General features: G+C 62.4%; 10 protein-coding genes. 6 read left to right on the plus strand and 4 right to left on the minus strand.

Annotation, left to right across the window (positions count from 1 at the left end; translation table 11 throughout):
- Positions 1-231 precede the first annotated feature (231 nt).
- On the plus strand, positions 232-1305 hold the full coding sequence (gene rlmM / locus I9018_RS09855) for a 23S rRNA (cytidine(2498)-2'-O)-methyltransferase RlmM (RefSeq protein ID WP_241109308.1): 1074 nt from the start codon (positions 232-234) through the stop codon (positions 1303-1305).
- Positions 1306-1363: 58 nt separating this feature from the next.
- Entirely contained in the window at positions 1364-1615 is a 252-nt protein-coding gene (gene tusA, locus I9018_RS09860; protein WP_011060251.1) for a sulfurtransferase TusA, read from the plus strand.
- Here the strand turns inward: tusA and I9018_RS09865 are convergent.
- A complete protein-coding gene (locus tag I9018_RS09865) occupies positions 1612-3021 on the minus strand; it encodes an MATE family efflux transporter (RefSeq protein ID WP_241109309.1) in 1410 nt (469 codons plus the stop codon). The genes tusA and I9018_RS09865 overlap by 4 nt on opposite strands.
- A gap of 184 nt (positions 3022-3205) precedes the next feature.
- On the opposite strand from I9018_RS09865, the gene pdxB reads away from it, so the two are divergent.
- Complete coding sequence (pdxB, locus tag I9018_RS09870; protein WP_241109310.1) at positions 3206-4348, plus strand: 4-phosphoerythronate dehydrogenase PdxB; 1143 nt, start codon at positions 3206-3208, stop codon at positions 4346-4348.
- Between the two features lie 59 nt (positions 4349-4407).
- Here pdxB and I9018_RS09875 read toward each other — a convergent pair whose 3' ends face one another.
- The gene (locus tag I9018_RS09875; protein ID WP_011060254.1) at positions 4408-4587 is read right to left on the minus strand and encodes a PA1571 family protein; all 180 of its coding nucleotides are present in this window, start codon (positions 4585-4587) and stop codon (positions 4408-4410) included.
- Positions 4588-4846: 259 nt separating this feature from the next.
- On the opposite strand from I9018_RS09875, the gene I9018_RS09880 reads away from it, so the two are divergent.
- Positions 4847-6616, plus strand: coding sequence for an ABC transporter transmembrane domain-containing protein (locus I9018_RS09880; protein ID WP_241109311.1), 1770 nt, complete (start codon positions 4847-4849; stop codon positions 6614-6616).
- Positions 6617-6781: 165 nt separating this feature from the next.
- Here I9018_RS09880 and I9018_RS09885 read toward each other — a convergent pair whose 3' ends face one another.
- The gene (locus I9018_RS09885; protein ID WP_241109312.1) at positions 6782-8710 is read right to left on the minus strand and encodes a transglycosylase SLT domain-containing protein; all 1929 of its coding nucleotides are present in this window, start codon (positions 8708-8710) and stop codon (positions 6782-6784) included.
- Between the two features lie 213 nt (positions 8711-8923).
- On the opposite strand from I9018_RS09885, the gene I9018_RS09890 reads away from it, so the two are divergent.
- A complete protein-coding gene (locus I9018_RS09890; RefSeq protein ID WP_241109313.1) occupies positions 8924-10846 on the plus strand; it encodes an ATP-binding cassette domain-containing protein in 1923 nt (640 codons plus the stop codon).
- A 61-nt stretch (positions 10847-10907) separates the two neighbouring features.
- Here I9018_RS09890 and I9018_RS09895 read toward each other — a convergent pair whose 3' ends face one another.
- Positions 10908-11345, minus strand: coding sequence for a universal stress protein (locus I9018_RS09895; protein ID WP_241109314.1), 438 nt, complete (start codon positions 11343-11345; stop codon positions 10908-10910).
- Positions 11346-11444: 99 nt separating this feature from the next.
- On the opposite strand from I9018_RS09895, the gene I9018_RS09900 reads away from it, so the two are divergent.
- Positions 11445-11882 carry a hypothetical protein gene (locus I9018_RS09900; RefSeq protein ID WP_241109315.1) on the plus strand — a complete coding sequence of 146 codons (438 nt, stop codon included), beginning with the start codon at positions 11445-11447 and terminating at the stop codon, positions 11880-11882.
- The last annotated feature ends 481 nt before the right edge of the window (positions 11883-12363 follow it).

Consider the following 12363-nt stretch of genomic DNA (forward strand, 5'->3'; position numbering starts at 1 on the left):
CTCCTTTGAGCCCGCACGGCTACGGGCCTTGGGTACGAACAGAGCATTAACCTAGCTCTGTTTGGGGCTTATCGCTAATCACTGGACTCCAAGCCTGAGTCCAAGGTTCCTAACTCGGTTATCATGCGCCGGTTTTCGTGACAGGCTTTGCGCTTGTCCTGTTTCCATTGATTCAGGGCACTTTCGGGCAGGTTTGCGCATCGATTCATCGCCAGTTGCCCAGGAGATTCAATGAACACCCTGTTTTTCCATTGCCGTCCCGGTTTCGAGGGCGAAGTCTGTTCGGAGATCGCCGATCACGCGGCTCACCTGAACGTCTCCGGTTATGCCAAGGCCAAGCCCGGTACTGCTTGTGCGCAGTTCATCTGCACTGAGCAGGATGGGGCCCAACGCCTGATGCAGGGCCTGAGCTTCGACAAGCTGATCTTTCCCCGGCAGTGGGCGCGGGGAGGTTTCATCGATCTGCCGGAAACCGATCGCGTCAGTGCGATCCTGGCCTACCTGGCCCATTTCCCACAGTGCGGCAGTTTATGGCTGGAAGTGGTGGACACCAACGACGGCAAGGAACTGTCGACTTTTTGCAAGAAGTTCGAAGGCCCGCTGCGCAAGGCCCTGCTCGGGGCCGGCAAGCTGGTGGAGGACGCCAGCAAGCCGCGCTTGTTGTTGACGTTCATGAGTGGCCGCGAAGTGTTCGTCGGGCTGGCCGATGCCGGTAATTCGGCGATGTGGCCCATGGGAATTCCACGGCTGAAGTTCCCCCGGGAAGCTCCCAGTCGCTCGACCCTGAAGCTTGAGGAGGCCTGGCACCACTTCATTCCCCGCGAGCAGTGGGACGAGCGCTTGCACAGCGACATGACCGGCGTCGACCTGGGCGCCGCACCGGGGGGCTGGACCTGGCAACTGGTCAATCGCGGCATGCTGGTGACCGCGGTCGATAACGGGCCAATGGCCGAGAGCCTGATGGACACAGGCCTGGTCCAGCACCTGATGGCCGACGGTTTCACCTACAAGCCCCGTCAGCCGGTGGATTGGATGGTCTGCGACATCGTCGAGAAACCGGCGCGCAACGCAGCCTTACTGGAGACGTGGATCGGCGAGGGGCATTGTCGCGAGGCAGTGGTCAACCTGAAGCTGCCGATGAAGCAGCGTTATGCCGAGGTGAAGCGCTTGCTGGAGCGGATTGAAGAGGGGTTCAAGGCCCGGGGGATTCGCGTGGCCATTGGCTGCAAGCAGCTGTACCACGATCGAGAGGAAGTGACCTGCCACCTGCGCCGCCTGGAGCACAAGCCCGCCCGCTCGCGCTGAGTCCCTCGCCACATGACCGGCATTGCGCGACAATGCCGGCCAGTTTCAGGAGTGAACCATGAGTCAAATCATCGATACGCCGGTTGACGGCACCCTCGACGCCACCGGGCTCAACTGCCCGGAGCCAGTGATGATGCTGCACCAGCACATTCGTGATCTACCGCCGGGTGGACTGTTGAAGGTGATTGCCACCGACCCGTCCACCCGCCGCGATATTCCCAAGTTCTGCGTCTTCCTGGACCACGAGTTGGTGGCGCAGCAGGAAGAGGCCGGGACCTACCTCTACTGGATCCGCAAGAAGCTCGATTAACTCGCCGAGCGGCTGATGCGAATCTGCTTGCGTGCACTGCGCACCAGGCGGATCGAAAGCATCAGCGCGGCGCAGCTCAAGCCGACGATCAAGCCCTCCCAGAGGCCGCTTGGTCCCCTGGGGGCACCGAACCATTCGGTCAGCCCCAGGGCATAGCCCACCGGCAGACCAATGCCCCAATACGCGAACAAGGTCAGGATCATCGTCACCCGAGTGTCCTGGTAGCCGCGCAGTGCCCCGGCGGCAGTCACCTGGATGCCGTCGGAGAACTGGAACAGTGCGGCATACACGATCAGCATCGATGCCACCTGGATCACCAGCGGGTCGGCGGTGTAGATCGAGGCGATAGGCTCGCGCAGGAAGAACATCAGGCTCGCTGACAAGCAGGCATAGACGAGCGCGGTGGCCATGCCGACGCCGGCGCTGAAGCGAGCATTGCGTGGTTCCTGGCGTCCCAGCGACTGGCCGACCCGCACGGTCACCGCCATGGCCAGGGAGTAGGGGATCATGAACATCAGGGCGCTGACGTTGAGGGCAATCTGGTGTCCGGCCACTACCGTGGCACCCAGGCTGCCGATCAGCAGGGCGATCACCGCGAAGATGCTCGATTCGGCGAATACCGCGATGCCGATGGGCAGGCCGATGCTCAGCAAGCGCCCGATCATCGCTCCTTGTGGCCAGTCGAAACGGCTGAACAATTGAATCTTGCGGTAGGCCGGGGCCCAGCGAATCCAGCCGGCCATGCCCAGCATCATGGCCCACATCACGATCGCCGTGGCCCAGCCGCAGCCGACACCGCCCATGGCCGGTACGCCGAAATGACCGTAGATGAAGATGTAGTTGATGGGGATATTCAGGGCCAGGCCGCAGAGGCCGATGACCATGCTCGGCGCCGTGCGGCCCAGGCCATCGCTCAAGCAGCGCAGCACGTAATACAGCGCTACCGCGGGCAGGCCGCTGGCGATGCCGTGCAAGTAGCCCATGCAGGGCCCGATCAACTCCGGATCGACCTTCATCAGGTGCAGCACCGGCTCGGCACTGACCAGTATCAGCATGGCCGAGATCCCGGCCACGATGGCCAGCCACAGTGCCTGGCGCACCAGCGGGCCGATTTCATCGAGCTTGTCGGCGCCGAAACGCTGGGCCACCTTCGGCGTGGTGGCCAGCAAGGTGCCGGTCATCAAGAGGAACACCGGGATCCAGATCGAGTTGCCCAGCGCCACGGCCGCCAAGTCGCGGGGGCCGACTCGCCCGGCCATCACGGCATCGACGAAACCCATGGCGGTGGTCGCCACTTGGGCGATCATGATCGGCAGGGCAAGAGCCAGCAGATCCTTGAGTTCACGGCCAACCCGCACGGGACGGCTGGTGGGGAGGGGAGTGGATGAGTCGATCACGGAATTCACGGGGCGGAGCGTCCATAGGTGGTGTTGCGCAGGACGCGACAGTCTACGCGTTGACACCGCAGTCAGGAAAAAACCCGTGTTGTGGATTTGTAATGCCCAGTGGCCAATTTTTCTGCGCCTGCACGCTGTGCTGGTTCGTGCCTGGATCTGGGCCTAAACTGCGGCTCCCCAAGAGGAGCCTGCCATGTTGATTGTTGTCGACGAAAACATTCCCCTGATCGATGAGTTCTTTGCCGGTTTCGGCGAGATCCGGCGCTTTCCCGGGCGCGCCATCGATCGGCAGAGCGTAGCGCAGGCCGATGTCCTGCTAGTGCGTTCGGTGACCCGGGTCGACCAGGCTTTGCTCGAGGGGAGCCCGGTACGTTTTGTCGGCACTTGCACCATCGGTACCGATCACCTGGACCTGGACTACTTCCAGCAGGCCGGCATCACTTGGTCCAGCGCGCCGGGATGTAACGCCCGTGGCGTGGTGGATTACGTGTTGGGCAGCCTGCTGACCCTGGCCGAGCTCGAGGGTGTCGACCTGGCCCGGCGCTGTTACGGCGTGGTCGGGGCTGGCGAGGTGGGGGGGCGGTTGATCGAGGTGCTGCGCGGCCTGGGCTGGAACGTACTGGTCTGTGATCCCCAGCGCCAGGCGGTGGAAGGTGGCGACTATGTCAGCCTGGAGCAGTTGCTCGAGCGTTGTGATGTCATCAGCCTGCACACGCCGCTGACCCGGCATGGCGAGCATCGTACCTGGCACTTGCTGGATCGCCAGCGCCTGGAGCGGCTGCGCCAGGGAACCTGGTTGATCAATGCCGCCCGGGGCCCGGTGGTGGACAACCGTGCGCTGCGTGAAGTGCTGGTGCAGCGCGAGGACCTGCAGGCGGTGCTGGATGTCTGGGAGGAGGAACCCACGGTGGACAGTGCACTGGCCGACCTTTGCGTGCTGGCCACGCCGCACATCGCCGGCTACAGCCTGGATGGCAAGCAACGGGGGACGGCGCAGATCTACCAGGCGTTCTGCCGGCATTTTGGTCATGCCGAGCAGGTTCGCCTGGAGACCCTGCTGCCAGCCCCCTGGGTGGCGCAGGTCAGCCTGAATGCCAGTGCCGATCCGGCCTGGGCCCTGGCAGCGATCTGCCGGGCGGTGTATGACCCGCGCCGGGACGATGCGGATTTTCGGCGTAGCCTGTCGGATAACGTCGCCCTGCAGCGCAGTGCTTTCGACGGGCTGCGCAAGCATTACCCTGAGCGCCGTGAGATCGACGGTTTGCAGGTGCGAATCCAGGGCGAATCAGCGGCTTTGAGCAGGATCGTCCGGGCCCTGGGAGCCAGCCAGGTCTAGTGAGGCGCCCATAAAAAACCCGGCCACCAGGCCGGGTCAAGAGGACGTGAGGCTATGTGTCAATCTTGCCGAGCAGGCTTGACCAGTCGCTTTTCCAGTTCGCGGCAGGCGTTCTGGATCATGTCTTCAGTAATAGGTACTTCGCGGCCTTGGGCGTCGATGATGGCACACCCCAGAGACTGGTTAGGCTGGGTACGAATTACTTGAATCTTGTCATTGCTGCTGTGTTGCAAGGACATGGCCTGTCTCCTCATCAGGTTGTGTGCTTACTTTAGAATGACCGGGTGACCAAGCTGTTACAGATCACCGCCAGGGCTGGCCCGGTAACTTCACTCCAACAGAAATACCTGGGGAGTGCCAGGCATAGATTAGACCGATAATCTCTAGGTCCTAGTGTTACTGGTCATAATCAACCTGACTCATTGTGATTTACCAAAGTTCCTGCGAATTCATCTCGTTGCCGAGGCTGCGACGGGTCGAACGCTGGTGCGTCAATGGATGAACGGCATGCTTTCTTCTCGTCATCGCCGGGCCTTGAAACTGGCCGGCCGCTTTATCGCTCCCTACCGTTGGCAGGCGTTGGGAGCCTTGCTGGCACTGATCCTGACTGCGGGCATTACCCTGTCCATGGGGCAGGGTATCCGGCTGTTGGTGGATCAGGGTTTCATGACCCAGTCCCCCCATCTGCTGAACCAGTCCATCGCCCTGTTCCTGCTGCTGGTGCTGGCCCTGGCGGTGGGGACATTCGTGCGCTTTTACCTGGTGTCCTGGATTGGCGAGCGCTGCGTGGCGGACATCCGGCGCCAGGTGTTCAACCACTTGATCTACTTGCACCCTGGCTTCTACGAGAATAATCGCAGTTCGGAGATCCAGTCCCGGCTGACGGCAGACACCACGTTGCTGCAATCGGTGATCGGCTCGTCCTTGTCGTTATTCCTGCGCAACGCCCTGATGGTGCTGGGTGGGGTGGTGCTGTTGTTTATCACCAACCCCAAGCTCACCAGCATCGTCGTGATCGCCTTGCCGCTGGTATTGGTACCGATCCTGTTCTTCGGTCGCCGGGTGCGCAGCCTGTCGCGCCTGAGCCAGGACCGGATCGCCGATGTCGGCAGCTATGTTGCGCAAACCCTCGGCCAGATCAAGACAGTCCAAGCCTACAACCACCAGCCCCAGGACGAGCAGCGTTTTGCCGTGACCGTGGAGGAGGCGTTCCGTACGGCGCGCCAGCGCATTGTCCAGAGGGCCTGGCTGATCACCCTGGTGATCGTGCTGGTTCTGGGTGCCGTGGGAGTGATGCTCTGGGTCGGTGGCATGGACGTGATCGCCGGGCGAATTTCCGGCGGTGAGCTGGCCGCCTTCGTGTTCTACAGCCTGATCGTCGGCAGTGCCTTCGGGACCTTGAGCGAGGTGATCGGCGAGTTGCAGCGGGCGGCAGGGGCTGCTGAGCGAATTGCCGAACTGTTGCGGGCAGACAGCATCATCCTGGCGCCCGAGAGCGGATTGGTGAGCCTGCCGGCTAGGGTGCAAGGCGCATTGCAGCTCGAGGGGTTGCGGTTCGCCTATCCGTCGCGCCCGGACCGTTATGCCCTGGATGGCTTTTCCCTGAATATCCAGGCCGGAGAAACCCTGGCACTGGTCGGGCCTTCGGGTGCCGGTAAATCCACTCTCTATGATTTGCTGCTGCGATTCTACGATCCGCAACAGGGGCAGATCCTTCTCGATGGCGTGCCCCTGACCCGTCTCGATCCGCTGGATTTGCGCCGTTGCTTTGCCCTGGTGTCCCAGAGCCCGGCGCTGTTCTACGGCAGCATCGAGGAGAACATTCGCTACGGTAATCCCGGTGCGAGCCTGGAACAGATCCAGGAGGCGGCAAGGATCGCCTATGCCCATGAGTTCATCGAGCAGATGCCCCAGGGGTACCAGACCCATCTGGGCGATGCGGGGCAGGGGCTGTCTGGCGGCCAGCGCCAGCGCCTGGCGATTGCCCGGGCCTTGCTGGTGGATGCGCCGATCCTGTTGCTGGACGAGGCTACCAGCGCCCTCGATGCGCAAAGCGAGCACCTGATCCAGCAGGCCTTGCCGAGCCTTATGAGGAACCGCACCACCCTGGTGATTGCCCATCGCCTGGCGACGGTGAAGAATGCCGACCGTATCGCGGTCATGGATCATGGTCGCCTGGTGGCGGTAGGCAGCCACCAGCAGTTGCTTATCAGCAGCCCGTTGTATGCGCGGCTGGCAGCGCTGCAATTCAGTGATGGTTCGGTTTGATGGCTGCGTGCTCCTATCGCCGCTGCCGAGCTTGCGAGGCTGCACACGAGGACGCAGCCTCGCCACTCACAGTATCGCGGCCGCTTCGTACCCGATCACAGCCAAGGGGCAGGGGATAGACGAAAAAAAGCCCGCTACCATGCGGGCTTTTTACTGGGCGGGGCGCTAGAGGTCGTCGAAGTACCGCTCATGCCAGTCCACCAGGGGTTGTGGCGAATTGAGCTTCTGGCCGTAGATCACCGAATAGGACAGGACGTTCTGCACGTACTGGCGGGTTTCATCGAAGGGAATGCTCTCCACCCAGACGTCGAAGCTCAGGTGATCGGCCCCCTTCAGCCATTGGCGTACCCGCCCCGGGCCGGCGTTGTAGGCCGCGGAGGCCAGTACCCGGTTACCGTTGAACTGGCTATGGACCTGGCTGAGATAGGCCGCGCCCAGTTGGATGTTCTTGTCCGGGTCCAGTACCTGCTGCGGCGATGCCAGGGGAATGCTGAACTTGCGCGCGGTTTCCTTGGCGGTACCAGGCATCAATTGCATCAGGCCGCTGGCGCCGACACCGGAGCGGGCGTCATCCATGAAGGCGCTTTCCTGGCGGGTGATGGCAAATACCCAGCTTGAATGCAGGCCGCGGACCTTGGCCTCGCGCACCAGGGTGTCGCGGTGGGCCATGGGGAAGCGAATGTCCAGGTCGTCCCAGTACTGGGCCTGGCTGATGGTGCGGATGGCCGGGAAGTACCATTTGAGGTCATAGGCCAGCCGCGCCTGTGCGACCATTTCGTCGCGGTTGAAGTGCCGGCTGACGTGGTACCACTCGCGACGCCCGTCGACGATCTGTCCACGGGCGTGGAGTTCCAGGGCGCGACGCACCCCAGGGGTGTTGCGTACCTTGTTGATCACCGCCTGGCTGAGCATCAGCGGCTGGTTGTTCAACTGGTAGGGGGCCTTGGCATGGTCGGCGGCGAGGAAACCATAGAAGTCGCGCTCCCGGGACAGGCCCTTGAACAGTGCCTGGGCCTGGGGGTTCTTCGGTTCCGCCAGTTCCAGGCTGCGCGCTTGCCAGTAGCGCCAGCGGTTGGTGCTGGCCAGCTCCTGGGGCAATTTGCGGGTCAGCTGGTAGGCGTCCTCCCAGCGCGCCAGGCGCAACAGCAGGCGCAGGCGCCATTCGGACACGGTGTTGTCCCGCAGCTCGGGGTCGTACTTGGTCATCACGTCCAGGGCGCGGCTGTCGAAGCGGCGGGCCAGGGTCAGGCCGATCTCGCGGGCGATGGCCACTTTTTCGTCACGGGAGAAGTGCATGCTGCTGGCATAGCCATCCAGCAACGCCATGGCCTTGTCCGGGTCCTGGCGGGCCAGGCGACGCAGGCCGAGGCCGACCACGTCGGACATAGCTTCGTTGACGGGCTGGAAGCGCGAAGGCTGGCTCAGCAGCTCCGGTTTCTGGGCCACGTCCACCAGCAGGCGGCCCTGGGGGGCCAGGGTGGTCATGCTGTTGACCAGGCTGTTGGCCAGGGCGTAGTTACGCGCTTCGGCCGCCAGCTTGGCCCGTTGCCAGCGTTTTTGTTCGGTCAGCTGGCCTTCGGCGGCCCACTGGCCGAACAGGCCGTCGCAGGCCGCCGGCTGGGACTTGCCGCTCAGCCAGAGCTTTTCGGCGGTGGCGTAGCCCTCGGCCTTGAGGTTGTGGCCCAGCTGGTACTGGCCGTTGAGGCAGTCGAGCTCGGTGAAGTTGAGCTTGGGGTCGTAGTACTTGGTGAAGGTCGCCCAGTCACCGCGTTCTGCCAGCCAGCGTAGCCAGCGCAGTTTCATCCAGTTGGCCTGCGGCAGGTCGCCATGTTCGGCGAGGAACTTCTCGATCTCCGCATTGCTGGCGGACTTCAACCGGGCGGTGAGCTCGTCGTAGGCCAGGTACGGCTCGAGGGGGTAGTCGCGCAGGGCATCGGCATAACGGAAGTAGGGGCCGGAGTCGCCCTTGGCCAGGGCGCGCTTGGCTTCGTCGTAGTACTGGCGTTGCAGGGTCAGGTCTGCCGCCTGGGTGGATTGGGCGGCAGCGGCGGAAAGAAGCAGGCAGGATAAAAGGCTGAAAAGGCGACTGCGCATGAGACATCCGGGCAGAGAAATCATGACAAGTGCCGACAGGGCCAACACTGATTGCTCACTAGCTTAGCCTTTTGCCAGCAACCGGCGAAAGCTTTGCCGGTTCGCTGGTATCAGTTGGCAACAAATGTCGCCCCAGGGTCGCCACCGGCGAAATAGCCGGCCTTCTGCGAGCCTAACTCAGGTAGAATGCGCGCCCGGTTTTTGGAGAAGAACATGACCCTGCTCAAATTCAGCGATGTGTCCCTTGCTTTCGGCGCCATGCCGTTGCTGGACAAGGTGTCCTGGCAGATCGCCCGTGGCGAGCGGGTGTGCATCATCGGTCGCAACGGTACTGGCAAGTCCAGCATGATGAAGCTGGTCAAGGGCGACCAGAAGCCCGACGACGGTGCCATATGGCGCGCACCCGGCCTGAAGATCGGCGAGTTGCCCCAGGAGTTGCCGGTGGCCGACGAGCGCACCGTGTTCGATGTGGTCGCCCAGGGCCTGGCTGGCGTCGGCGAGCTGCTGGCCCAGTACCATCACCTGAGCCAGAACATCGTCACCGACGCCGACCTGGAAAAGCTGATGCACGTCCAGCACGACCTCGAGGCTCGTGACGGCTGGCGCTTGCAGCAACTGGTGGACAGCACCCTGAGCCGCCTGCAACTGCCTGCCGACAAGACCCTCGCCGAGTTGTCCGGCGGCTGGCGCCGGCGCGTCCTGCTGGCCCAGGCCCTGGTGGCGGAGCCGGACCTGCTGCTGCTCGACGAGCCGACCAACCACCTGGACATCGGTGCGATCGCCTGGCTGGAAGAAGCGTTGAAGGATTTCCCGGGGGCCGTGCTCTTCATCACCCACGACCGTTCGTTCCTGCAGAACCTGGCTACCCGCATCCTCGAGCTGGACCGTGGCGGCCTGATCGACTGGAACGGCGACTACGCCAGCTTCCTGGTCCACAAGGAAGCGGCATTGGCGGCGGAAGAAACCGCCAATGCGTTGTTCGACAAGCGCCTGGCCCAGGAAGAAGTCTGGATTCGCCAGGGCATCAAGGCCCGTCGCACCCGTAACGAGGGCCGCGTGCGAGCGCTCAAGGCCTTGCGCGTGGAGCGTAGCCAGCGTCGCGAGCGCACCGGCAAGGCCAACATCCAGCTGGAAGCGGCGGACAAGTCCGGCAAGCAGGTGATGGTGCTGGAGAATGTCAGCTTCGCCCACCCGGAAGGGCCGTTCCTGGTCAAGGATTTCTCCATGGTCCTGCAGCGCGGCGATCGTATCGGCCTGCTGGGCGCCAACGGCACCGGCAAGACCACCTTGCTCAAGCTGATGCTGGGCGGCTTGGTGCCCAGCAGCGGCACGGTGGAAGAGGGCACGCGGATCGAGGTGGCCTATTTCGACCAGCTGCGCCATCAACTGGACCTGGAAAAGACCGTGATCGACAACGTCGCCGAAGGCCGCGACTTCATCGAGATCGATGGCCAGAACCGCCACGTGCTCAGCTACCTGGGCGACTTCCTGTTCAGCCCACAGCGGGCCCGTACGCCCGTCAAGGCGCTGTCGGGTGGCGAGCGTGCGCGCCTGCTGCTGGCCAAGCTGTTCAGCAAACCGGCCAACCTGCTGGTGCTGGACGAGCCGACCAACGACCTGGACGTGGAAACCCTCGAGCTGCTCGAAGAGGTGCTGTCGAACTACCAGGGCACGGTACTGATGGTCAGCCACGACCGAGCCTTCCTCGACAACGTGGTCACCAGCACCTTGGTCTTCGAGGGTCAGGGGCGCGTGCGCGAGTACGTCGGTGGTTATGAGGACTGGATCCGCCAGGGTGGTTCGCCACGGTTGCTGGGTGTGACCGAGAACAAGTCCGGCAAGGCCGAGCTGAACTCCGCGGTAGTACCACCGGTACAGGCCCAGGCATCGGCGCCGGCACAGGATGCACCTGCAGCGAAGAAGAAACTCAGCTACAAGCTGCAGCGCGAGCTTGAGGCACTGCCAGGGCAGATCGAGGCGATGGAGCAGCGCATTGCCTCTGTCGAGGCCGAGATGGCCGATGCCGGTTTCTACCAGCGTCCCGTGGCTGAGACTGCGGCGGTCATTGCACAGCTGGAGCAGTTGAATGCCGAGCTGGACCAGATGGTCGAGCGCTGGGCGGAGCTGGATGCCTGAGTGACCGGCGCCATATGAAAAGCCCGACTCTAGAGTCGGGCTTTTTTTCGAGGCCGAATGCTTAGCGCTTGGCCAGGTGGACCGCGAGTACGTCGCAGGGGGCGCCGTGCAGGACGTCATTGGCGGTGGAGCCCAGTAGCAGGGCAAGGCCGTGGCGGCCATGGCTGCCGACCACGATCAGGTCGCATTCCTGTTCCTTGGCCAGGTGATGGATTTCCTGGCGCGGTTGGCCATAGGTCAGGTGGCTGTACTCCTTGGTCAACTCCGGGTACTTGTTGATCAGCCGATCGAGGCGTTCCCTGGCCTGGTCGAACTGTTGTTGCTGCAGTTGCGAAAGATCCATCGGGACATCGCCGCCAAAGGCCATGGCCATGGGTTCGACAATATGTACCAGCGACAGCTTGGCGCAATTGCTTACCGATAGCTCGCGAGCACGATGGATAACAGGATCGCACTCTTCGGTTAGATCTACGGCGACCAGAATATGGTGGTAGGACATGAGGCGCTCCTCCTGAGGATTGCAATTGCTTCAAGTATGGCTGGTTTCAAGCGGGTTGGTTCCAACCAGGCCCGCTCATCAAGAATCGAGAGTACAGATATGACGGTCTGGATAGTGGTGTCAATCCTTGTGGTGGTCCTCAGCCCTTGGGCATGGTTGCGACCTTCGCGCCGCCAGAATGGGTTGATCGCCTTGCGCATGGAGGCCCGGCGAATGGGGCTGGCCATGCAGCTGGCGCCCCAGCAATGGCCGCATTGGCTGGGGCAGGAGCCTCCTGATCCTTGTCCGCAATATCATCGGCCGCGACGCAATGGCCAGGCCGCCTGCTGGAGTTATTGGCAGGTAGAACCCGGTAACTGGGTCAATCAATGGCGCGAGCCCTGTGACGATGAGTCACTGGTCAAGCAACTGCGCAGCTTGCCCTTCGGCGTGTTCAAGGTTGAAGCGGACAAGCAGATGATCGCCGTGTATTGGAATGAGCGCGGTGAAATCAGTGTATTGCAGGACATTGCCACGGTCCTCAAGTCCCTGGCTTGAGGGCTGGGCAGGCAGGCGTAGCCAAGGCGCTTGCGAGCAGTAAGGGCGCGAGCTTGGCATTGGGAGGGCTGTCCGGCCAAGTCGCTGCCATGGAGCCATCCGGTATAAGCGCGGGCGCGGCTCGCTCTTGCGTTCATTCGACACGGTGCCTTCGATCGAAAGGCCCTGTTTTCTCTCTAGATATCTTCCTGATGTAGTTGCCTTTGGTCCGTGACAGCGGAGATTTAGGGCGATTTTTCTAAATATTGATCCTATGAATGACTATAAATGCAGGGGCGTGTTGGTGGTCCGTGCAGTGCGGGAATGACCGCAAAGTCGCGTTTCAAACGGCATTTTGGACGATTGACAATTCGTGGATTTTCCGTGAATGTGGCGTACCCAAATCAAACGGGCGTATGAAATGAGCGTTTATATCTTAGGCGACTCTATACAGATTCCCGACTATCGCGTTGGCGGGTGTGCCTGGCGGATTGGCGTTAGC

The organism is Pseudomonas sp. MPFS (assembly GCF_022537035.1).
Classification (GTDB): Bacteria; Pseudomonadota; Gammaproteobacteria; order Pseudomonadales; family Pseudomonadaceae; genus Aquipseudomonas; species Aquipseudomonas sessilinigenes.

What these genes read in the sequence shown, in the direction of transcription:
- rlmM (WP_241109308.1), top strand. Translation starts at nt 232, where the DNA reads ATGAACACCCTGTTTTTCCATTGCCGTCCCGGTTTCGAGGGCGAAGTC.
- tusA (WP_011060251.1), top strand. Translation starts at nt 1,364, where the DNA reads ATGAGTCAAATCATCGATACGCCGGTTGACGGCACCCTCGACGCCACC.
- pdxB (WP_241109310.1), top strand. Translation starts at nt 3,206, where the DNA reads ATGTTGATTGTTGTCGACGAAAACATTCCCCTGATCGATGAGTTCTTT.
- I9018_RS09875 (WP_011060254.1), bottom strand. Translation starts at nt 4,587, where the DNA reads ATGTCCTTGCAACACAGCAGCAATGACAAGATTCAAGTAATTCGTACC.
- I9018_RS09880 (WP_241109311.1), top strand. Translation starts at nt 4,847, where the DNA reads ATGAACGGCATGCTTTCTTCTCGTCATCGCCGGGCCTTGAAACTGGCC.
- I9018_RS09885 (WP_241109312.1), bottom strand. Translation starts at nt 8,710, where the DNA reads ATGCGCAGTCGCCTTTTCAGCCTTTTATCCTGCCTGCTTCTTTCCGCC.
- I9018_RS09890 (WP_241109313.1), top strand. Translation starts at nt 8,924, where the DNA reads ATGACCCTGCTCAAATTCAGCGATGTGTCCCTTGCTTTCGGCGCCATG.
- I9018_RS09895 (WP_241109314.1), bottom strand. Translation starts at nt 11,345, where the DNA reads ATGTCCTACCACCATATTCTGGTCGCCGTAGATCTAACCGAAGAGTGC.
- I9018_RS09900 (WP_241109315.1), top strand. Translation starts at nt 11,445, where the DNA reads ATGACGGTCTGGATAGTGGTGTCAATCCTTGTGGTGGTCCTCAGCCCT.